Here is a 20,426-nt window from a genome sequence, read left to right on the forward strand (position 1 = left end):
CGCTTCCGTGTTCTCCGCGTCTCACGACGGAGGCGACGGCGTGAAGGAGACCACCGCGGCCCCGATGGGCGTCGCCACGAGCACGCGCGCTAAGATCCTGCTGGTCGACGACCGGGCGGCCAACCTGGTCGCGCTCGAGGCCATCCTCGGCTCGCTCAACCAGACCCTCGTCCGCGCCGGCTCCGGCGAGGACGCGCTACGCGCCCTGCTCCACGACGACTTCGCGCTGATCCTGCTCGATGCGCAGATGCCCGGGATGGACGGCTTCGAGACCGCCACCCGGATCAAGGCCCGGGAGCGCACCAAGGACGTCCCGATCATCTTCCTGACCGCGAACGACTTCGACACCCATCTCGCCTATCGCGGCTACGCGACCGGCGCCGCCGACTTCCTCGCCAAGCCGTTCGACCCGTGGCTGCTGCGCGCGAAGGTGCAGGTCTTCGTCGACCTGTGGCACGCCAGCCGCAAGCTCAGCACCCAGGCCGACCTGCTGCGGCGGTCACTGGACGAGCGCCGGTCCTCGGTGCCCGGCCGGGTCGACGTCGATGTCGTCGCCGATCTCCGTTCCCGGCTCGCGGGCGTGGAGGAGGCGGTCGCCGACCTGGACGTCGGGGCCGACATGGGCCCCGGTGGCGACGCCCGCCGTCGGCTGGGCCAGCGGATCGACGACCTCAAGCAAGCCCTCGAAGCGCTGGAGTGATCAGCCCGGGTCAGATCTTCGCGCGGTACTCGGCGAGGATCTTCTCCGCCTTCTCCTTGTCGGCGTCCTGCAGCGGGATGAGCAGCTCGGCGACCACGTCGGTCAGCTCGGCGACGCGACGGTTGAGCTGACGCTGCTCCTGCACCTCGGCCTCGAGCGCCTCGATGCGGCGGACCAGCGAAGCACGCGTACGGGCCGCGTCGCGGGCACCGCGGGCGATGTTCTTGATGCCGGATTCGTCGGACATGTCAGTTTCCTTCTGCAGACTTGAGGGAGGGCCAGGAGGCACGCAGCCGCGCGACCCGCGGCAGCGGGTCCTCGAGCATGTCCCGGCCGTCGACGATCTCGAGGTGCTCGACGACACCGCCGGCCGCCTCGATCTCGGCCTGGACCAGGGCGGGGTCGACGCGGCGTACGAGGCCTTCGGGCTTCGGCTCGGGGAGGTTCTCACCGCTGGCCGCGAACTCGAGGAAGAGCTTGCCGCCGCCGGGACGCAGCGCCATCTTCGCCAGCGTCCAGAGCTGATGCCGGGCCGCCTTGTCGAGGCAGCCGATCAGGTCACGGGCGTAGAGGTGGTGCGGGTCGCGGGCCAGCCGCGCACCCAGCGTCAGCGTCGAGCGGAGCTCGCCGAGGATGAGCTGGTCGGAGACCAGGGAGAGCTTGTGGCGCTCGGCCCGGCGGCGTACGGCGGCGACCGCGGCGCGGGAGAAGTCCACCGAGCGCACCTGGTGCCCGTTGCGGGCGAAGAAGCGACCGTCACGCCCGACGGAGCCGGAGCCGATGTCGACCACCTTGGCGTCCTCGGGCAGCTGCTTGATCACCCAGGACGCGAAGGGAGACTGCTTGGTCTCCAGCTCGCTGCCGTGGGTGTTGTGGAACTCGGTCCAGAACCCCATGTCGGTGCGGAACCCACGCAGCCAGCCGTCCAGGCGACGTACGCCGGCGGGCGGGTCCGCGTACTTGAACGACGGGTCCGGGGTGCGCCACTTCGGGCCGTAGATGAAGGCCAGCATCTCCTCGGGCTCGGCGGGAGCCGGGAAGTCGTAGCCGTGCAGGTTGATCGTGGAGACCGGCACGATCGCCTCGCGGCGCAGCCGGCCGGAGCGGTTGCCGAGCTGGTAGAAGACCGGCTCGCCGTCCTTGTCGGGCACGTAGAACGCCACGAAGATGTCGATGTGCACCTTGCGCCCGTCGGAGACCGGGAGCAGCACCTTGATGTCGCCGCCGGACATCCGCAGGATGCTCCAGCCGCGCTCGCGCATGGTGCGCTCGATGGCGTACGACTCGGTGATGATCTCGGCGGGGACGGTGTGCTTGGAGAGGTAGCAGACGTCGGTGTCGGAGTCGTGCCCGAGCATCCGGCCCTCGCGGATCGCGCCGAGGAGCGCGCCGTAGTTGAGGTAGGCCTCGACGCCGACGACGTCACGGAGGTCGGAGAGGACGCGCTGGGTGCCCTCGAGGATCTCCGCACGGATGCTTTCGTCGGTGGCCTCGAACGAGCGGGTCAGGTGGCCGACCTTGTCGACGCTGAGCGGGTGGCCGCTGCCGTCGACGATCGAGATCGCGCCCTCGCCCGTGCCGAGGGAGACCTTCTCCTCGAAGAGCACCTCACCGTCGTAGTCGGCGATGGTGATCGTCGCGGAGCCGTTCAGGAACCGGGTGAGCACGTTCGGCCACGGCACCATGGTGCCCTTGTCGGCCGGGTGGCCGTCGCGGTCGGGCGTGAGGGACCAGACGTACTGACCGTCGACGGAGAGAATCAGGACCTGTGTCGAGGAGTCTCGGACGAGGACCCCTTCGTCGGAGATCTCGAACTGTCCGTCCGATGTGGAGGTGCCGACGGTCACGAGACCTGGGCACCTTCTCGCGCGATCGCCTTGCGCAGGGCGGTGCTGCTGGTCTGGAGCGTGTAGGGGAAGTAGACGACCTCGACACCGACCGACGCCATCTTCTTCTCGAGCGCGTCGCCCTTCTCGGTGCCCTTCCAGTCATCGCCCTTGAAGAGGTGGGTGAACCCGACCTCGCGCCAGGAGTCGACCTTGTCGGTGGTGCGCTCGGCGTAGACCGCGTCCACGATCCCGATCGCCTCGACGATCTCCAGCCTCTCGACGAGCGGGACGGTCGGGATGATTCCCTTCGTCGTCTCGCAGACCTCGTCGGAGACCACACCTGCGATCAACGTGTCGCAGCGCTCACGCGCCTGACGCAGCATGTTGAGGTGACCGATGTGGAAGAGATCGAACACGCCAGGTACGTAACCGATGATCGGTCCCATGCCCACGCTTCCTCCAAGTGTTTGTCGATTAGTTTGGGCGACTTTACACCCTGCTCCCCCACGACCTCGATATGAGGCCAGTATCCATACCACCCTGCGCATCTCCGCAATCAGCAACGCGACACGCGGACACGCACAGGAAGCCCGGCGACCTTACACGAAGATGAACAGCGCGTGGCCATTGTTGCCCGATGTGTCAAGACGAATCGGGCCCGCTGAGCTAGCGTCGAACCATGGATGTCGTCGAGATCGACGGACTGAACCTCGCCTTCCGCCGGGCCGGCAACGGCCCTGCGGTCGTCTTCGTCCACGGCGGCGCCGAGGACGGCCGCACCTGGATGCCGCAGCTCGACGCCCTGGCTGACGAGTTCACCGTCATCGCGTGGGACGAGCCGGGCGCCGGCGGCTCCTCCGACGTACCCGACGGGTTCGGGCTGAGCGACTACTGCGACTGCCTGGCCGGACTGATCCGCGCGCTCGACGTCTCTCCCTGCACCGTCGCCGGGATCTCCTGGGGAGTCACCGTCATCCTCGAGCTGTACCGGCGCCACCCCGGCGTCGTCCGCAACCTCGTCCTCGCGGACGGCTACGCCGGCTGGCGCGGCTCGCTCGGCGCCGCGGAGGCCGACGCCCGCCTTGCCGGCCTGCGCGACCAGCCGGAGGGCTCCTTCGACCCGACCCTCCCGAACCTCTTCGCCGGCGCTCCGCCGGCGGAGTTCGTGCCGCTGATGGAGGCGATGTCGGCCGACGTACGCCGCCACAGCATGCTCACCGCCCTGACCGCGATGGCCCACGCCGACCTGACCGACGTGCTCGCCACGATCCGGGTGCCCACCCAGCTCGTCTGGGGTGCCCTCGACGCCCGCTCGCCCCTCTCCGTCGCCCACGAGTTCGAGCGCCTCATCCCGGGCGCGGACCTCGCCGTCATCCCCGGCTGCGGCCACGTCAGCAACCTCGAGGCCCCTCAGGCGTTCAACGACATCCTCCGCTTCTTCCTCCGCCGCACATGACGTCGTCGTTCACGGGTACCGATCCGAGCATCGACGTTCATCCTGCGTGCCGCTCGAGGTGACCACGCCTCCTCAGGAAGGCCAACCGCGTGAATCCAGCTGATGTTGTGGTTCCTGCTGACGACCGTCCGAGCAGGCACGGACTGGCCCCCGCCGTCACCGGCTCGGTCGCGCGAACGGCCGGCCGCGTGCTGCAGGCCGGTGTCGGCGTACTCGCCCACCTGCGACCCGCCGACAAGCCCCTGCACCCGCAGGGCACGGTGCACCTGGCCGTGCTCCGGCGGCGCCCCGGAGAAACCACGGGCGCGGCGTTCCTCGACGAGAGCGGATCGGACGAGGTGGTGGTACGACTCTCCCGCGCGGTGGGTCTGCCCGAGCCGGTTCCCGATGTGAACGGGCTCGCCCTGCGCGTACCCATCACTCCTGGCAAACACGCCGACCTCCTGTTCGCGACCACCGGCCACGGTCGTTGGACCCGCTTCCTGCTGGCTCCCCGGACCCGGCTGTCCCACGGTTTCTTCAGCACGCTGCTCCCGTACCGCACGCCCACCGGGCCGGTCTGGCTCGGAGCGCAGTTCGTCGGCGAGTCCACGTGGCAGCTGGCGTGGGCACGACCCGGCACGGACTGGACGTGGTTTGCGACGCTCGAGCTGACCGCCGAGTCCGACCACGACTCCATGCTCTCCTTCGACCCGACCCGCTCGACACCACCCGGGCTCGAGATCTACGAATGGCACCGCCGCCTCCGAGCGCCGGCGTACAAGACGGCGCGACGGTCGCGAGCTCGATAGACCCGAGGTGAGCTGTCGGGTCCTGTCGCGCCGCGACGGCGTCGCACATGTCGAACCTCAGGGAGCACCCAGTTCCGGGACGTGAACATGTCGCTCCTGCCCCCACCACGTCGACGACTCAGCGATCCACTGCTCCAGGTGCCAACCGAACTCGAACGCCCGGTTGGAGATCTCGTCGACGTCGGCAATCTCGATGACCTGGCATATCCGCCACCTTCCCGTGTCACCAGTGGAACGGACCTTCAGCGACAGCCAGACGTAGTCCTCGAGTTCTGGACCGGGTCCTCCATACTCACGGGTCGGATCGAGTTCAGTACCCAGCATCGTCGAGACCTTCAACCCTTGCCGCTCTGCCGAGCTGAACACGCTGCTCAGCATTGGTTCGATGACGCTGGACATGAGCCAGTCGATCAAGTCCTCCTCCTCCACAGACATCACGATCCCGTACGCTGCGGCCCGATCACCAAGCTTTCTTGCAGTTCGACAGGTTGGAGTCGGCCAGGGCGAGCAACCGGGGCCATTTCCGAGCCGCCGTGTGCCATCCGAAATGACAAGGCCCGCCTCGAGCTGCCAGAGCTAAGGTCACTCCTGCGCCCTTGATGCCAGGTGGCGGCGTACAAGCCCCTGTGATCGGGACGGGGGCCGGAGGCGCACGGCGCTGGGTTTCAATCCCCGATGTTGATGCTGAAGGTTGAAGGCTCTCCGTCGACTGGCGTGATGGTCACCGGCCCAAAGGTGATGTAGACGCTGGCTGCACCCCCGCTTCGGTAGAAGCCCGTTGCTCGGGTGATACGGACCGCGAGTGCCGCCAAGGTCGCTGCCAGTTCGTCGTCGGCGTCGAGCTTGGGGACGGTCAGGTTGGCGTTGCCGGTGTCGCTGGCCCAGGAGCGGATCGCTTCGGCGTCGGTGCGCATGGCAGGCAGGATGCTGTCGTTGGCCCATGCCCACATCCAAGACGCGGCGTCGGCTTTGTATGTGCCGATGATCTGCGCGGGTGCGGTTGCGGTCTTGTCGGGGAAGGTCCAGGTGATGATGCCGGTCTGTTGATCGAGTCCCCATCGGTCCGCGGTGCCGAGTCCCCAGGAGGCGTGAGCAGCGGCGAGCTGCTCGATCATGTCTTCGCCTTCGAGGAGCAGCGTGCTGAGGTTGGAATCGTCGGGCGTCGCCGGCGTCGTAGCGCGGGCTCGGCGGAAGAGTGCCATGTCGCGCAGTTTCGCAGATCGGCGAGTCCTGCACTGAGCGGGTAAGGCCGGAGCGCTACGAGGTCGGGCTTGTACGCCCATCCGTCGCAAGCACACACCATGGAGCCCATACCCGCCGGGCACGTTGCGGTGACTCAACTGCTCGGTCCGGAGCACTGCGAGGATCTCCGGCGCTCGTCGTAACCCATGCCCGGCGTTAGCCGGCAGGCCGGTTCCGGCTCCTCGCTCGCCCGCCAGATGGGCGGATTCATGCTCAGGAGTGGCTCCCCGGGTAGGAGCCGAACCTACGTCGCTAGTCCTGATTCAAGGCACGCTCTCGCCCGCGCCTGAGCGTGAGCGAGTGCCACTGAGTGGCGCCGAATTCGCCCTGGTTGGTGTGCCTCCTGTGTGCCGTCCGGCCACGCGGCTCTCAGGTGGGCCTGGGCGGACGGCACCCTCACGCGGAGCGGTCCTTTGAGCCAGTAACTCACATGCCGAGGCGCATGCGTACCAAGGATTGGGGACTCGCTGGCAGCTCGTGTCGGCGGCACACGAGTCCGAACTGCAAACATCGCGGCATGGGGTCGATCGAGGACCAGCGTTCTAAGGCAGCCACTGTGCACGAGTTGAGCGGACTCCTGCGCGCAGTGGTGCTACTTACCGGGCTTTGCGGGCTAGCCGCCGGGGGCCTGGCCGTATTCACGTCGAGTAATCAGGCAGGCACGGTCGGGCTGCTGGTCGTGGGAGCAGTGGCGATGCTTCTCGCGATCGTTGGGCGGGTTCCGCTTCGGTGGGTGATCGGCGGCAACGAGTTCGACATGACCAAAGAAGTTGAGGCCGCTCAAGTCATAACGGAAGTGGTGGCAAGCGAGCTAAGCCCGACGGCAACCAAAGCCGTCGCGGATCGGCTTTGGCAATCCGACGCCACTCGGGGAACCTCCGCGTCGTTCGCCTTGCAGAACTGGGTTGCCTTCGAAACGAGCGCGATGGAAAGCGTGACCGCAGCGGTGACGTCCAGACGTAATTGGGTCTTTGCCTCGACGAGTGAACGCGGGGATGACTATGCGAGCCTTGATGGAACCGTGCAAGATCCCCAGGGCCGGTCCGTGGGAGTGGAGTTCAAACTTGCCCGGACCGAGTCGGACTTCTTCGAGTGGTTCCAACGACACCAGGTCAAGTCGCGCGCTACGCCAGTAATCCTCGTGGTTTCGCATCTGTCGACATTGAGTATGGCGTCCAGAGATTACCTACGGCAGCTATCCGAGCAGGGAAAGGTCGAGGTCGTCGGGCTCAACGATGCTGACTTTGAAAACCGATTCTTGGCCGCGTGCGACAAGCTCCTCGGCAACGAGGTATAGCTATCCAGGCCGTCCAGGTCATCCCCTCATCGTCCCATGCGGCACGGGGTATCCGTGGCATGGCGGAGAGTTGAATTCGCCGCATTTCGGGCACGTCGAACTATCCAAGTCACACCGCCAGCACCGCACACCAGCCATCCCAGCACGGGCTCGCGCGTTTGGGGCATTCGACTGCGCAGTTGGCGTCCGGCTGATTGGGTGACCGCGTGAAAGGCCGTCAACCGCTGCGCGCGCTTGTCCTGACTGCTTGCGTCGTCGCCGTGACCGCTCTGACCGCCTGCGGTCCCATCTTCGGTGTGGGTTTCGATTACCCGAACGAGCCGCCAGTCCCGCCTGAGGGGACGGTCGTTGCGGAAGCGAAGGGCTGGGACGACGACGACCCCATGCGGGGCCGGGAGGTCGTGATCGATATGGGGAGCGCCCAAGAGGCGGACCTCTTGGATTTCTATCGCGAACGTTTCCCCTCTGCTGAGGGCTGGGTGGAGGGCACGGCCGCTCCCGAGGATGCCGACTGGCATCTGTTGTGTCTCGTTAGTCACGCGGACGACGATTTCGATGAGTACGTGGAGATTTTCCCGTACGACCGCGACATGGACGGCCAACACTTCAAGTCGGCTGCGCCTGGTCGATACAAGGTGTCGATCAGCCGACTCTACGCGAAGCTCGAGGAAGGCAAGCGCACTGCAAACCGATGCGGCTTGGCCTCCATCTGGTTCCCCATAGATCTGTAGAGACCGAACGGCCCGAGGTCATCTGACCTCGGGCCGTTCCCTGCTCCCCGGGTAGGAGTCGAACCTACGTCGCTAGTCCTGATTCAAAGGACTCGTGTCAGTGTTCAGGGCGTTCAGATCGCCTCGTCGACCCCCGATTTGAGCGGGCCGAGATGGTGTTTCGTCCGGCCGAATCCACCTCACGGTTAGCAACCGGCGTTAGCAACATCCCCATCACAGCGTCGGCCTGTATCGCGGGGGCGGAGCGTTGCCCATTCCGGCACCTGGCCCCCTTGGCGGGGGTCTGGGGGCTTGCCCCCACGCTGCCCAACACCATCCATCGTCGTAGCGACGCGGGGAGTGTCCCCACCGGCAGCCGCGCCCACCTCCCCCTCGTCATCGGCCGAGGTCCTGGAGCGGGCTGGTTCGTGCTGACGACGACGCTAGGACTTCCGCTGTTTGCGCCGTTCGATGAACTTGCGCCCCTTGTCGCGGAGTCCTTCGTAGTGGATGCCGACGTAGAGGAGGGCGAACCCGAGGGCAGCGACGCCGGCCAGGCCGAGAGGGTCGGAGATCAGGTCGACGAGCGGGTTGTACATGAGCGAGGAGGTTAGCGGTCAATAGGGCTCGGGACGGCGGGAATGGTTGATCCGGCATTGCGAGCTGCGTCGGTTGGAGAGTGAGCGCTTGGTCTACGGACTGGGCGCTCTTCTTCATTTGCGCGGCACGTAGGGGGACCGGCCGCCAGGCCGCACGCCCCCGGAGGCCGCGCTCGCGGCCGGAGGCCGCCTTGAGTCAGTAGAGAAAGTTCTCACCAACCATCGGTTCCAGGTGGGCAGCCGGGGTAGCTGGGAGTCTGTGTCATGAGCCCGATCGTCGACTTGGCCCATAGACCTTTGACCGATCGACAGATCTGACGATCCATGAGATCTCCTGTGGGGACACGCTCTACCGTTCCGCGGTCCTCTCGAAGGAAGACCACCTCTCGGTCAGATTGCGACAATACGTAGGCAGCGAAGGACGGCTCTTTTTTCACCGTGATCACCTCAACAGGCAACCAGGAAAGAGTCGAGGCCAGTATCACCTGCGGGACCACAGCGAGGACCCAGAAGACGATCGATGGCCACGTGGCTGGCCGGGATTGCTGAACCTCGAGCTGATGCTGTTGGACGTCTGCCGTCTGCTCCTGAAGTGCGACCCCGACCTGTTCAAGGTCCGACTCAGTCCTTTGCTCTTGATCGTCAACCAGTTGTACGCCAGCTGGTTGCACCTGATCGCCTGCCTCGACTTGCGTAGATTCTCGCTCGGCCCTTTGGGCTTCGCCGGCCTGACGCTGACTGTCATCCGTGCCGCTCTGAAACTTCGCCTTGAACGAGGAGAACTTTGACCCAATCCACGCACGCTTTGATGTTATCCACAGATACTTGAGTTTTACGTTCTCGCTCGACTTGATATGCTGCTCAATCTTGGGCAGCACGCGTTCGTAAGCCTGCTTGTATTCTTGATAATCTGAGCTCACTTGCTCCGATTCTTCCGAGGACATTTTGCGGCCTTCACGTTTAATCCGATCAAGCGTCGCAGTGACCAGGGAACGTTTCTCCTCCACGTCCGCGAATTCGACTCTTAGGCGTTCGTCCTCTGAATCCAACTCATTGAGGGCCACGTTTATCGCCTCAAGTTTGGACAGACGGCGCTTTCTACGCACCCGCAGCAGCCAAGTAATCAGCCCGAGTGCCAGGAACACTGTCGTCGCCACTGCAGCGATCCACCAAAACGCAAACAGCGATACGAAGATACAGACGGAAAGCTTCAGTAAGACTAAGTTGGTGAACTCGAATCGGTCGGCAAGCTGGGTAGCGAGACTGTTGCCGACCACCCCGATCACAACGAGCGCGATCATCGAGACACTCGCAAGGACGCTGCCAATTGCAACATTGACGGCGCCACCGGCCTGCACGATCGCGAGGGCGGTCACGACATCGAAATTCGCCACTCCGAGAACGCGGATTGAAACCAGACCGAATGCCAGCGCACTAACGACGAGGCCCAAGTGTTGAGTTAAGGCGCTCTGCCACGCGGGACTCGCGGTGTCCGGTAGGGTCGGTTCAATCGCCACTGGATCAGCCTATCGATCTAGCTACATGCGAACTGCGGTTTGACCGCAACCAGCGTCTTGTCATCATGCCGTTTCGCTCGCGGGAGCCGTTGTCCTCGCGGATCAGTCTTTTCCCAACCCTGGCAACGCTGAAGAAGGTCGACGAGGTCATCGTGACTCGCAGCCGAGACGGATGGCCAATCGTCCAAGCCAAGATGTTCCATCGGTTTGTACGCGCCGTCTGTCGCGAGCACGCACCATGAGACCTCATCGGGCGACAGGTGACGGGTGAGGGCATGCTCTGCGGCGGTCGGGTCGGCCTCGGCGATCCAGTATCCGCCGGGCTTGTTCCGGTGTCGGAGTTGCTCGGCCTGGAGCGCTGCGAGGATCTGCCGGTGCTCGTCGTCGTATCCGTGCCCACTCGCGAGCCGCTCCCGGTAGGCGGTGCGCTGCTCAGTCGCGAGCGGTCCAAGTCGATCGTCTCGAAGGATCTCGCCGGGAATCACAACCTGGCTGTCCCCCAACACCAGCACGTCAACTGTGGCGTCGGCTCGTCTACGGACAACGGCAACGGTGCTCGACGGGGCGCGTCCACCCGATGTCAGATCGAGCGCGGCTACTGTGATCTTGATGGCGTCGGCCAGGAGCGCAGTAAGCGGCTCGTCGCTTCCATCGACGAGACCGGCCAGCGTTGAGCCAAGGTGTTCGGCGTACGTCGATGCTGGCACGTCGCGAGTTGCGAAGGCCGACGCTCCGTCGAGCACGATAACGGCGTTCGATGTGATGAAGGCGCGGTCATCACCGGCAGGCGGTTCGGGGTGCTGGGCAAGCGTGACGCGCATAGCCGGCTACCAGATGAACGGACCGGCAAGAAGGCTGCTGCCGGTGACCTCGACGTTTGCAAGGTCGTAGTCGCATTGGATGACACACGAGAACTCTTGGTCCTTGGTCGTCGCGTAGAGGTCACCAAGGTGGTTCGTTAGGTAGTGGACCGCGCCGAGTGATCCCATCGTGTGGATGCCTGCGATGTGCACGACGGTGCGGCTTCCGATTCGGTGACGGGCGAGGTAGGCGATGTCTGAGTTGGTCGGCTGGTCATCATCGCTGGGTGAGCCGTGGCGTACGCCTCCGGATTCCTCGATGTACCAGCGGTTATCGGGCACGATGAACCGAAGGCGCGGATCGTCGGCTAGGTAGGTGGAGGCGATCGGGGACGAGATCGGTCCGCAGATCAGAACAACGTCACCCTCAGGCAATGCCTCGGTCTCAGGCCCCACCTGGAAGGTGGAGACGGTGAAGCCGAGATCCGCCAGGAGCTTGCCCGTCAGGTCGCCCGACTTCGCATCCTCGGCGGCGATGAGTGGCCGCTCCCGATCGGTCGTCTGCCAACGCCACGGCACACCCACAGCGACTGGCCCCACCCCGAAGAATCCACGCTCAGCGCTCGGTGCGCTCCCCCGGATCTGAGTGATCCGGCCCTTGGTGATCCCGAGGGCGCTCGCGATCTCGGTGTAGGTCATCTCGCGCTCGCGGTGCGCTTCCTCGATCGCCGCCTTCCGCAGGCGCGCAAGTTCTGTGGAGCGCTGCTGGTAGAGCGTCAGGAGCTCGGTCGCACGCCGCCCACGACGCAGCGGGTCGGGGTCGCGTCGTACGGCTTCGAACTCATCTGAATCTGACTCTGGCACGCCGACGAGTTTAGACCCCTTGACTCCACCTTGCGCATCCCGTACCTTCTTGTTTAGCCCCCTAAACCAGATGGGGGGTTTTCTTGGGCCAGAGTGTTTAGGGCCCTAAACCGAAGGAGATGCAAGACATGGCGATTCAGCGGAGGATGAACCTCACCCAGGCCCAGGTCTTCCCGGCCGGTGCGTTCGTGGTCGGCGAGGTCGAGCCGGTCCGTGACTACGACCTCGCTCCCGGCCCCGATGGGCTGCGTCCGCAGAAGGTCGACAAGGAGCACGGGCTCCCGATCTGGACCGTGCCGGTCCTGGACGCCGACCCCGAGGCGGGCAAGAACGACAAGACGGTCAACGTCAAGATCCTGGCCAAGCACCAGCCGGTGCCGCCGGCCAACGACACTGGCCTGCCGTTTATCCCGGTCGAGTTCACCGAACTCGTCGCGGTCCCCTGGATCGACGACTCCGGCAACCGCCCCAAGTTGATGTGGTCGCTCTCGGCCCTCGGCATGGACGCTCCGGGTGCGGCTCGCAAGCCCGCTGCTGGCGGTGCTGCTGCTTCCTCGAAGGCGGCGTGATGGACACCCCGGCGCTCCAGCGGGTCAAGGACGAGGCCGAGATGTGGGTCGACCTGATGACCTCGGAACTGCACGCCAAGTCGGCACAGCACAAGGTGACCAAGCGGGCTGACATGTACATCCGGCTGGCGGGTCTCCCGGTCGAGAAGGTCCTCGACGCCCTGGGCATCGACGCCGAGACCTGGACCGCTCGCCTCGACGACCTGGAGGCGTGGCACCGCCAGAACAGCGCGGCCGCTGAGGCCTCCAAGGACGCGGCGTGAGCCTCTACCTGGTGTGGATCGGCGACGGGTCCGACCCGGCTCACCTGGCCGGACTCAACGCCGATCTCACCCTGTGCGGGCAGCCCAACGCCGGGCAGGCCTGGACCTGGGACTACCCCGATCTCTCCACCCCGGTGTGCTCCATCTGTCGCGGCAAGGCGGCAGCCCTGTGAGCACACCCCACATTCGCCCGCTGGCCGTCGCGGAAGGGAAGCCGTGGCGGCTGGCGGGTCTCCAACTCTCAGAACGGAGCACGTCATGAACGAAACGATCTACATGAGCATCGGCGGACTGCTCGCCCTGGCCGTCGCCGCCCTGGTCGTGATCAAGCCGACCCGACCCGCCACCCTGGCCGCCCTGGCCTGGCTGGCCTCCATCGCCCGCCGCGCCTGGTGGTGGCTGGTCTTCCGGATCACTTGGAAGCCCGTGGCCCGTGAGGCTGGCCTGTCGAAGCGCCGCACGAAGCGGGTCAAGAAGATGGGCGTGGGCGAGGAGTCCATCGAGAAGTGGCGCGACCCCCGGCTCAAGAGGGTGAAGACCTCCGCTCACTCGGTGACCCTGCGGGTCAAGACGCGCCGTGGTCAGGCCCTGGCCGACCTGGAGGCCTTCGCCCCCAAACTCGCCGCGACCTACTCAGCCGACGCCTACCGCGTCTACCCGCCCAAGCGGCGCACCGGGTCCACGGTGATGTTCGAACTCGTCATGCGCGACCTGATCAAGACCCCCTCGGTCGCCGCCATGCCCGAGCCCCGGATGCAGACCGAAACGGTCCGCCTCGGCCGCCGCCAGTCCGGCAAGCCCTTCGAGCTGCAGATCGAGCAGCGCCACACCCTGGTTGTCGGTGCCTCCGGCGCGGGCAAGGGGTCGTTCCTGTGGGGCATCGTCGGCTCGCTGGCTCCGGCGATCGCCGTCGACGCCGTACGCGCCTACGGGATCGACCTCAAGGGCGGCATGGAACTGACCATGGGCGCCCCGCTGTTCACCAAGATCGCTGTCAAGGGCGAGCAAGCCGTGGAGATGCTGGAGGAGTTCGTCTCGATCGCGGATGCCCGCACGGAGGAGATGCGGGGCTACTCCCGCAACCACAAGCCCGGCCCCGGTGACCCGCTCTACCTCCTCGTCATCGACGAGTTGGCCTCCCTGACGGCGTACGCCGACCAGGGCGTCAAGAAGGAAGGCGAACGGCTCCTCAAGCGGCTGCTCTCCATCGGTCGCGCTGTCGGCGTCGTCGTCGTGGCCTTCGTGCAGGACCCCCGCAAGGAGGTCATCGACATGCGTGGCCTGTTCACCCAGACCATCGCTCTCCGACTCCGCTCCGCTACGGAGACCAACATGGTCCTCGGGGACGGCATGGCCCCCTTCGCCCCGGCACACCGGATCTTGAAGGCTGCTCAGGGCACGGCCTGGATCATCGACGAGGACGGCTCCACCGACCGCGTGCGGGCCGACTACTGGTCCGACGACCTGATCCGCCGCATCGCGTCGCTCTACCCGGCAACGCCGGATCTGGTCACGATCTCGGATGCGGCCCCGGGCTCGCTGCCGGGCATGCCTCTATCGCTCACTGACGGGGATGCGGCATGAGTACCCCGGCCTGGATGGAGCACGCTGCCTGCACCACCAAGGAGAAGCGCGGCCTGCCCTGGACCACCGACACCAGCGCAACCCCCACGGTCCTGGTCGACCTGATGCGGGAGACCTGCGACGGCTGCCCGGTCCGGCTCGCCTGCCAGGCCTACGCAAGCCGCAACCGCGTCACGGGCGGCTGGTGGTGCGGCGTCGACCAGGCCCCCGCGCCTGAGGACCTGCTCGACCTGCTCGACGCCCTCCCCGCGGCTTCGCTCCTGGACGGTGCGGCATGAGCACGACAACCCGCTGCGAGGAGATCAAGCACGCCGACGACCACGACCACACCTGCGACCTGCCGGAGATCCACGAGACGCGTCACGGGCATCACTGCCCCGACTGCGATGTGTGGTGGCTCCAGGTCCAGAACGTGCACCACACCACCCGCCACATCATGACTGCTGACGGTCAGGGGCTGTTGTGGTGACTGCTCCGACCCTGGATGCGCCGGGCATCCACAGTGACGCATCGTCCTCGACGGGCGGGGCGGTTGCCTACCCGTACGGGGAGGATGCGCCGCTGGATCTGTCCGGGCTCAGCTCCGACCAGGTGGCAAGCCTGGTCAGCCGGTGGCGTGACGGCACCTTCGACAAGTTCGCCGACACCCTCGCGTCCGTGGGCAACTGCGCCCACCCCATCCGGCTGACCGGCCATTCGGAGACCTTCGACGCCGAGACCGGAGAGCTCGTCGGCACGTTCACGTCCGCGAATGCCCCGCTCGGAGTGCTCTACCGCCCCTGCGGCAACCGCCGCGCCGACGTCTGCCCGTCCTGCTCGAGGACGTACGCCCGCGACACCTTCGCCATGATCAACGCCGGTCTCGTCGGCGGCAAGACCATCCCCGCCACGGTGGCAGACAACCCGCTGCTCTTCGCCACCTTCACCGCCCCCGGCTTCGGCAGCCCCTCCCACCGGCACCACAAGGACGACTCACGCTGTCGGCCCCGCTCCCGCGACAAGGGCGCTCGCTGCCCCCACGGACGGCCGATCTCGTGCATGGCCCGGCACGCTGAGGATGACGCGATCGTGGGCGCTCCTCTGTGCTCTGAGTGCCATGACATCGACTCCGCGATCATCTGGCAGTGGTTCGCCCCCGAGTTGTGGCGGCGTACGACCATCGCGCTTCGCCGCGCCCTGGCCGACCACCTCGGCGTCAAGGAGAAGGATCTCCGCCACTGCGCCACGGTCCAGTTCGCCAAGGTCGCCGAGTACCAAGCCCGGGGTCTGGTCCACTTCCACGCCCTCATCCGCCTCGACGGCTCGGACGGTCCTGGTTCGCCGGCACCGATCGACGGCCACGACCTGGCGCAGCTCATCGAAGTCTCCGCCGGCACCGTCACCTACACCGCTCCCCCGATCGATGCCGACGACAACACCGAACGGATTCTGCGCTGGGGCAAGCAACTCGATGTGCGGGTTGTCCGTGACGGTCACCGCACCGACGACCCCGATGGGGTGCTGACCCCTGGCCGGGTCGCCGGATACCTGGCCAAGTACGCCACCAAGGACGCCAACTCGATCCGCTCGGCCGAGACCCAGCGTCCCCACCTGGCAGCGATGGGCAGCCGCTGCCACCGCCTCGCGATGCGCGCAATCGCGCACTACGGGATCAACGAAGCCTCCAACCGGCTCCCCGGTCAGAAGCCCCAGAAGTCGGCCGTCAATCCGTATGACCTGCTGGGCAAGTGGGCGCACATGCTCGGGTTCCGGGGTCACTTCTCCACCAAGTCTCGGCGCTACTCGATCACCCTCGGTCGACTTCGGCGTGGTCGTGCTCGCTACGCCGAACTCCGCGCCGCTGCCGAGCACAACGAAGAAGCCCGCGCGGTGTTGCTCGACCTCGACGAACTAGAGGCCTGGGTCCTCGCTGATGAGGAAACGACCCTCGTCGTCGGCTCCTGGAAGTTCGAAGGCACCGGCTGGACCTCCCCCGGCGACGAACCCCTCGCCCTCGCCGCTGCCGCCCGTGCCCGTGAGTACGACCAGTGGCGCGCCCAGACCAAGAACACCACCAACGAGAAGGGGAAGTGAGATGGATGAGAAGTTGCTCTACCGGATCAGCGAGGTTGCTTTCTACCTCAGCCTCAGCCGGTCGAAGACGTACGAGCTGGTGCGGGTCGGACATCTGCCCTCGGTGAAGATCGACGGCATCCGGCGCGTTCGTGGCTCCGACGTGGTGCAGTACGTCGAGGGACTGAGGGCCGCCTGATGGGCAAGGTGAAGGACGGCATCGTCAAGCGTGGAAACACGTGGTCGTACGTCATCCGGGTGACGGATGCCAACGGCGTCAGCAAGCCCAAGTGGAAGGGCGGCTTTGCCACTGCCGAGGAGGCCAAGGACGCTCGCGATGAGGCCCGCGTTGCTGCTCGTCGTGGTGAGTTCGTACACCGGAAGTCGACGACCGTTGCGGAGTACCTGGCTCAGTGGCTCGAAGCTCACCGGATGGAGATCCGACCGAAGACGGCTGAGGACTACCGGCTGATGATCGCGCGCTACATCGTTCCCCGCCTCGGCAAGATGCGTCTCCAGTCGGTGAAGCCCGCGACCTTGAGCACCTTCTACGCCTACCTCCTGCGGGAGGGCGGAAAGGACGGCGGCCCGCTGTCTCCTCGGACAGTCAACTACGTGCATTCGGTCCTCCGGAAAGCACTCAACGATGCCGTCAACACAGACCAGATCCTGGCCAGCAATCCGGCGCTCAAAGCCAAGCGCCCCAAGTCACAAGGGGTGACCGCAGTGCATGACATCTGGGACGCCAAGCAACTAGCCCGGTTCCTCGACGCGGTGGCGGCCGATCGGCTCGGGCCGTTCTTCCGGGTCGCTGCCTACACCGGCGCTCGACGAGGTGAGCTCTTCTACCTCCAGTGGTCGAACGTCGTCCTCGACGGCCCGGACCCGCACATCTGGATCCGGGGCTCAACGGCGATCGTTCGTGGCCACCGGGTCGACGGAGGAACCAAGACCGGCCGGGCTCGTCGGGTCAGCATCGATGCCGGAACCGTGGCAATTCTCCGGTCCCACAAGGAGCGCCAGGAGAAGGAGCGCGAACTGGTCGGCGCGTCCTGGCCAGACAACGATCGGGTGTTTCGTATGGAGATGGGTACACCCCTGAGGACTGACCTCCCCGGCGAGATCATGCGCCGGGTCATCAAGGACCTTCACACCTCGAAGAACCCTCTGCCGTCGATCCGCCTCCACGACCTCCGCCACGTCCACGCGACGTTGCTACTGAAAGCCGGTGTGCCGGTTCACGTCGTCGCTGCTCGCCTCGGCCACCGTGACCCCTCGATGACCCTTCGCGTCTACGCGCACGTTCTGAGCGACCAGGGCGCGAGCGCTGCTCAGACGTTTGCAGACATCTTCATCGAGGACGACGAGGACGACAGCGAGGACGGGAATCAGTGATGGGTGTTAGCAACGGCGTTAGCAAGCGGGCCGGTTCGGGCTCCTCGCTCCCCCGCCAGATGGGCGGATTCACGCTCAAGAATGGCTCCCCGGGTAGGAGTCGAACCTACGTCGCTAGTCCTGATTCAAAGTCAGGCGGGCCCTGCCGGCAGACCAACCGGGGAACGTACGCCGAAACGCACGGGACAACTGTAGACGGCCGAGGCTGCGCTCACCGCACTGACTCAGCACGATCCATCGCCGGACTGGGCGGGGCGCGCTATCGTCGAGTCACTTCCTGTGTCGCACCGCCTCCTCGACGCGATCGGCGGACGCGGCGCACCCCTTCGAGGAGCTCACGTTGGCTGATGAAGTCACGATCGACGGTTCGATCATTCGTACGGCGCGGGTGCGGCTTCGACCATGGCGCGAGGACGACGCTCCTGGGGCACTCGAGATCTACGGGAGCGCCGAGGTCTCCCGCTGGCTGGCGCCGGCCATGGAGCAGGTCACCGACCTCGACTCCATGCGGGCGACGATCAGCAGCTGGCTCGCGGCACCTCCCGGACCCGCAGGCCGAGCGAGCGGCCGATGGGCGGTCGAAGAGATCGAGAGCGGCCGTGTCGCGGGATCGGCCCAGATCCTCCCCCTCCCTCCGGAAGGCGAGGACCTGGAGGTGGGCTACCAACTCGCCCCCTGGGCATGGGGGCGGGGACTGGGCTCAGAGGCGGGACACGCCCTCGCCCACTACGCGTTCGCCAACGGCGAGGAGGAGGTCTTCGCCGTCGTACGACCCCGGAACGAGCACGGAATCCGCGCCGCGCGCCGCATCGGCATGGACTGGGTCGGGGAGACGGAGAAGTACTACGACCTGAGACTTCAGGTCTATCGCCTCCGCAACAGCGACCTGGACGTGTCCCTGCTCAACCCGAGTCCACTCGAACGCTGACTAGATGTTCTGGCCGGGGAGGTTGGGTACGCGGTCGATTGGTGACTTGCCTTTGAGGCTGGTGTGGCCGCGGTGGTGATTGTAGTGATGCAGCCATGCGGGGTATGTGGCTGCTCGGTCGGCTTCTGAGGTGTAGGTCGTGGCGTAGGCCCACTCTTCGAGCAGTGTCCGGTTGAACCGTTCGACCTTGCCGTTGGTCTGTGGTCGATACGGCCGCGTGCGTCGGTGCTTGACCCGCCGGCCGAGCGTTTTGGCCCAGAGCCGGCTGCGGTAGCAGGAACCGTTGTCGGTGAGCACGGCCTTGACGGTGATGCCGTGGGCGGCGAAGAACCTCTTGGCGCGCTTCCAGAACGCTGCTGCGGTCTCCTTACGCTCGTCACTGAGGATCTCGGAGTAGGCCAGCCGGGAATGGTCGTCGACGGCGTGGTGCAGATAGACGTAGCCGCGCGAGGACGCGGCACCGGCTCGGCCTGCCCGGTCGCGGGCCGCGTGAGTTGCTCGCGCCTGTGCCGAGTCCCGACCGAAGACCCTCCACCCACCGCCGTCGGGGATCTTGCCGAGCTTCTTGACGTCGACGTGGATCAGGTCGCCGGGTGCTGGGTGTTCGTAGCGGTGCTTGTCTCGTGAGGAGGTCTTGATCCGGGCGCCGGTGGCCGGGTCGGTCCACTTCAGTCGCGGGCAGCCGTTGCGTCGAAGGACCTGGTGAACGGTGGAGGGGTTCTGGCCGAGGTGGTAGGCGATCCGGGCTGGTCCCCAGCGCCGCGTCACCCGCAGCTTCACGATCCGTCGCTCGGTCCGCTGCGGCAGCCGGTTCGGGCAGCGGTGCGGACGCGAGGATCGGTCGACCATCCCGGCCTTGCCGAGCTCGCGATAGCGCTGGGCCCAGCGCCGCGCGGTCGTGACACCGACGGAGAACCGCTCAGCGGCCCTGGCGTAGGACCAGCCCTTGTCGACGACGAGTTTGGCTAGGCGCAGACGTCCCGCTGGTGTGAGGGTGGCGTTAGCGTGGGACACGAAGACCTCCGTGGTGGATGTGGGTGCGTGGTAGCTCCACACCTCACCCGGAGGTCTTCGTCATCGTCCAGTCGGCCCGCCGTACCTAACGTCCGTGGTCAGAACAACTAGATCGGGATCAGAGAAGCTCGGCGACCTTCTCGGCCGTCTCCTTGGCCGACCCCGGATTCTGACCGGTGACGAGGTTGCCGTCGACCACGGCGTACGAGACGAACGGCAGCTTGGCCTTCTCGTAGAGAGCGCCGCGAGCCTTGGCCTCCTCCTCGGCGTTGTACGGGACGAGCTTGTCGACCCGGGCGAGGACCTCCTCCTGCCAGGCGAAGCCGGTCATCTTCCGGCCGGCGATGAGGTAGGAGCCGTCGGACAGACGGGTGTTGAGGAGACCGCAGTAGCCGTGGCAGACCGAGGAGACGATGCCGCCACGCTCGAAGATCTCGCGGGTGATGCGCTGGAGGCCCTCGCTGTCGGGGAAGTCGTACATGACCGCGTGGCCACCGGTGAAGTAGATGGCGTCGTAGTCGGCGGAGTCGACCTCGTCGGGACTGAGCGTGCTCTCCAGCAATGCCATCCGCTCCGCGGAGGCACGCCAGGCCTTGGCGGTCTTGTCGTAGCTCGGGAACTTGAGCGCCCGCGGCTCGAGCGGTACCGCTCCCCCGGCCGGGCTGACCAGGGTCTGCTCGAAGCCGTGCTCCTCGAAGACGTGCCAGGCGTGGGTCAGCTCGGAGAGCCACAGGCCGGTCGGGTGGGACGGGTCGTCGTAGTGACCGACGTTGGTGACGACGTTCAGGATGCGCTTGGTCATGCCTGGATCTCCTT

The 20,426-nt window shown here is 66.1% G+C and carries 26 protein-coding genes and 1 tRNA gene; 15 read left to right on the plus strand and 12 right to left on the minus strand.

Annotated elements, in window-relative coordinates; genetic code table 11:
- Positions 1–40: 40 nt before the first annotated feature.
- Positions 41–700, plus strand: coding sequence for a response regulator (locus ACWZJV_RS08975; RefSeq protein ID WP_008361176.1), 660 nt, complete (start codon positions 41–43; stop codon positions 698–700).
- 10 nt (positions 701–710) lie between these two features.
- On the opposite strand, the gene ACWZJV_RS08980 is transcribed toward ACWZJV_RS08975, so the two are convergent.
- The 3 genes from ACWZJV_RS08980 to ACWZJV_RS08990 are packed head-to-tail and all read right to left on the minus strand — an operon-like array spanning position 711 to position 2,975.
- Positions 711–947, minus strand: a complete 237-nt coding sequence (locus ACWZJV_RS08980) for a DUF6752 domain-containing protein (RefSeq protein ID WP_040756014.1) — start codon at positions 945–947, stop codon at positions 711–713.
- Between the two features lies 1 nt (position 948).
- Positions 949–2,547, minus strand: a complete 1,599-nt coding sequence (locus ACWZJV_RS08985; RefSeq protein WP_457181192.1) for a class I SAM-dependent methyltransferase — start codon at positions 2,545–2,547, stop codon at positions 949–951.
- The gene (locus ACWZJV_RS08990) at positions 2,544–2,975 is read right to left on the minus strand and encodes an adenylyltransferase/cytidyltransferase family protein (RefSeq protein WP_457181193.1); all 432 of its coding nucleotides are present in this window, start codon (positions 2,973–2,975) and stop codon (positions 2,544–2,546) included. Before ACWZJV_RS08990 ends, ACWZJV_RS08985 begins: the two co-directional genes overlap by 4 nt.
- Positions 2,976–3,208: 233 nt before the next feature.
- Between ACWZJV_RS08990 and ACWZJV_RS08995 the strand changes: the two genes are divergently transcribed.
- Together ACWZJV_RS08995 and ACWZJV_RS09000 are read left to right on the plus strand one after the other, a co-directional pair.
- On the plus strand, positions 3,209–3,985 hold the full coding sequence (locus ACWZJV_RS08995) for an alpha/beta fold hydrolase (RefSeq protein ID WP_457181194.1): 777 nt from the start codon (positions 3,209–3,211) through the stop codon (positions 3,983–3,985).
- 89 nt (positions 3,986–4,074) lie between these two features.
- A complete protein-coding gene (locus ACWZJV_RS09000) occupies positions 4,075–4,776 on the plus strand; it encodes a hypothetical protein (RefSeq protein WP_457181195.1) in 702 nt (233 codons plus the stop codon).
- Positions 4,777–4,833: 57 nt separating this feature from the next.
- Here ACWZJV_RS09000 and ACWZJV_RS09005 read toward each other — a convergent pair whose 3' ends face one another.
- Together ACWZJV_RS09005 and ACWZJV_RS09010 are read right to left on the minus strand one after the other, a co-directional pair.
- Complete coding sequence (locus tag ACWZJV_RS09005) at positions 4,834–5,190, minus strand: hypothetical protein (protein WP_457181196.1); 357 nt, start codon at positions 5,188–5,190, stop codon at positions 4,834–4,836.
- 251 nt (positions 5,191–5,441) lie between these two features.
- Positions 5,442–5,978: a DUF6882 domain-containing protein gene (locus tag ACWZJV_RS09010; RefSeq protein ID WP_457181197.1), complete on the minus strand. Its 537-nt coding sequence runs from the start codon at positions 5,976–5,978 to the stop codon at positions 5,442–5,444.
- Between the two features lie 557 nt (positions 5,979–6,535).
- Here ACWZJV_RS09010 and ACWZJV_RS09015 point away from each other — a divergent pair.
- On the plus strand, positions 6,536–7,315 hold the full coding sequence (locus tag ACWZJV_RS09015; RefSeq protein WP_457181198.1) for a hypothetical protein: 780 nt from the start codon (positions 6,536–6,538) through the stop codon (positions 7,313–7,315).
- A 260-nt stretch (positions 7,316–7,575) separates the two neighbouring features.
- Positions 7,576–8,046, plus strand: coding sequence for a hypothetical protein (locus ACWZJV_RS09020; protein WP_457181199.1), 471 nt, complete (start codon positions 7,576–7,578; stop codon positions 8,044–8,046).
- Between the two features lie 422 nt (positions 8,047–8,468).
- On the opposite strand, the gene ACWZJV_RS09025 is transcribed toward ACWZJV_RS09020, so the two are convergent.
- The 4 genes from ACWZJV_RS09025 to ACWZJV_RS09040 form a co-directional block, all read right to left on the minus strand.
- Positions 8,469–8,624 (minus strand): hypothetical protein, encoded by a 156-nt coding sequence (locus tag ACWZJV_RS09025; protein WP_457181200.1) that lies wholly within the window; start codon positions 8,622–8,624, stop codon positions 8,469–8,471.
- Positions 8,625–8,836: 212 nt separating this feature from the next.
- Positions 8,837–10,141, minus strand: coding sequence for a hypothetical protein (locus tag ACWZJV_RS09030; protein WP_457181201.1), 1,305 nt, complete (start codon positions 10,139–10,141; stop codon positions 8,837–8,839).
- Positions 10,142–10,158: 17 nt separating this feature from the next.
- Positions 10,159–10,962, minus strand: coding sequence for a hypothetical protein (locus ACWZJV_RS09035; protein ID WP_457181202.1), 804 nt, complete (start codon positions 10,960–10,962; stop codon positions 10,159–10,161).
- Between the two features lie 6 nt (positions 10,963–10,968).
- Positions 10,969–11,640, minus strand: coding sequence for a hypothetical protein (locus ACWZJV_RS09040; RefSeq protein WP_457181203.1), 672 nt, complete (start codon positions 11,638–11,640; stop codon positions 10,969–10,971).
- 293 nt (positions 11,641–11,933) lie between these two features.
- Between ACWZJV_RS09040 and ACWZJV_RS09045 the strand changes: the two genes are divergently transcribed.
- The 9 genes from ACWZJV_RS09045 to ACWZJV_RS09085 all read left to right on the plus strand — a co-directional run bounded on the left by ACWZJV_RS09045 (position 11,934) and on the right by ACWZJV_RS09085 (position 17,668).
- Positions 11,934–12,374 (plus strand): plasmid replication, integration and excision activator, encoded by a 441-nt coding sequence (locus ACWZJV_RS09045; RefSeq protein WP_457181204.1) that lies wholly within the window; start codon positions 11,934–11,936, stop codon positions 12,372–12,374.
- A complete protein-coding gene (locus ACWZJV_RS09050) occupies positions 12,374–12,637 on the plus strand; it encodes a hypothetical protein (protein WP_457181205.1) in 264 nt (87 codons plus the stop codon). Before ACWZJV_RS09045 ends, ACWZJV_RS09050 begins: the two co-directional genes overlap by 1 nt.
- Complete coding sequence (locus ACWZJV_RS09055) at positions 12,634–12,810, plus strand: hypothetical protein (protein WP_457181206.1); 177 nt, start codon at positions 12,634–12,636, stop codon at positions 12,808–12,810. The genes ACWZJV_RS09050 and ACWZJV_RS09055 overlap by 4 nt, the downstream gene beginning before the upstream one ends.
- An 85-nt stretch (positions 12,811–12,895) precedes the next feature.
- Positions 12,896–14,221, plus strand: a complete 1,326-nt coding sequence (locus ACWZJV_RS09060) for an FtsK/SpoIIIE domain-containing protein (RefSeq protein WP_457181207.1) — start codon at positions 12,896–12,898, stop codon at positions 14,219–14,221.
- Positions 14,218–14,499 carry a WhiB family transcriptional regulator gene (locus ACWZJV_RS09065; protein WP_457181208.1) on the plus strand — a complete coding sequence of 94 codons (282 nt, stop codon included), beginning with the start codon at positions 14,218–14,220 and terminating at the stop codon, positions 14,497–14,499. The genes ACWZJV_RS09060 and ACWZJV_RS09065 overlap by 4 nt, the downstream gene beginning before the upstream one ends.
- Complete coding sequence (locus ACWZJV_RS09070; protein WP_457181209.1) at positions 14,496–14,690, plus strand: hypothetical protein; 195 nt, start codon at positions 14,496–14,498, stop codon at positions 14,688–14,690. Before ACWZJV_RS09065 ends, ACWZJV_RS09070 begins: the two co-directional genes overlap by 4 nt.
- Positions 14,687–16,294, plus strand: coding sequence for a replication initiator (locus ACWZJV_RS09075; RefSeq protein WP_457181210.1), 1,608 nt, complete (start codon positions 14,687–14,689; stop codon positions 16,292–16,294). Before ACWZJV_RS09070 ends, ACWZJV_RS09075 begins: the two co-directional genes overlap by 4 nt.
- A 1-nt stretch (position 16,295) precedes the next feature.
- Positions 16,296–16,472 (plus strand): helix-turn-helix domain-containing protein, encoded by a 177-nt coding sequence (locus ACWZJV_RS09080; RefSeq protein ID WP_189120686.1) that lies wholly within the window; start codon positions 16,296–16,298, stop codon positions 16,470–16,472.
- Positions 16,472–17,668, plus strand: a complete 1,197-nt coding sequence (locus tag ACWZJV_RS09085) for a tyrosine-type recombinase/integrase (RefSeq protein WP_457181211.1) — start codon at positions 16,472–16,474, stop codon at positions 17,666–17,668. The genes ACWZJV_RS09080 and ACWZJV_RS09085 overlap by 1 nt, the downstream gene beginning before the upstream one ends.
- A gap of 82 nt (positions 17,669–17,750) precedes the next feature.
- Here the strand turns inward: ACWZJV_RS09085 and ACWZJV_RS09090 are convergent.
- A tRNA-Gln gene (locus ACWZJV_RS09090) sits at positions 17,751–17,832 on the minus strand.
- Between the two features lie 176 nt (positions 17,833–18,008).
- Here ACWZJV_RS09090 and ACWZJV_RS09095 point away from each other — a divergent pair.
- Positions 18,009–18,596, plus strand: coding sequence for a GNAT family N-acetyltransferase (locus ACWZJV_RS09095; protein ID WP_457181212.1), 588 nt, complete (start codon positions 18,009–18,011; stop codon positions 18,594–18,596).
- Here ACWZJV_RS09095 and ACWZJV_RS09100 read toward each other — a convergent pair whose 3' ends face one another.
- Both ACWZJV_RS09100 and ACWZJV_RS09105 read right to left on the minus strand, forming a co-directional pair.
- The gene (locus ACWZJV_RS09100) at positions 18,597–19,610 is read right to left on the minus strand and encodes an IS481 family transposase (protein ID WP_457181213.1); all 1,014 of its coding nucleotides are present in this window, start codon (positions 19,608–19,610) and stop codon (positions 18,597–18,599) included.
- A 118-nt stretch (positions 19,611–19,728) separates the two neighbouring features.
- A complete protein-coding gene (locus tag ACWZJV_RS09105; RefSeq protein ID WP_457181214.1) occupies positions 19,729–20,412 on the minus strand; it encodes a type 1 glutamine amidotransferase domain-containing protein in 684 nt (227 codons plus the stop codon).
- Between the last annotated feature and the right edge of the window lie 14 nt (positions 20,413–20,426).

The sequence above is a fragment of the Nocardioides sp. WG-D5 genome (assembly GCF_054031175.1).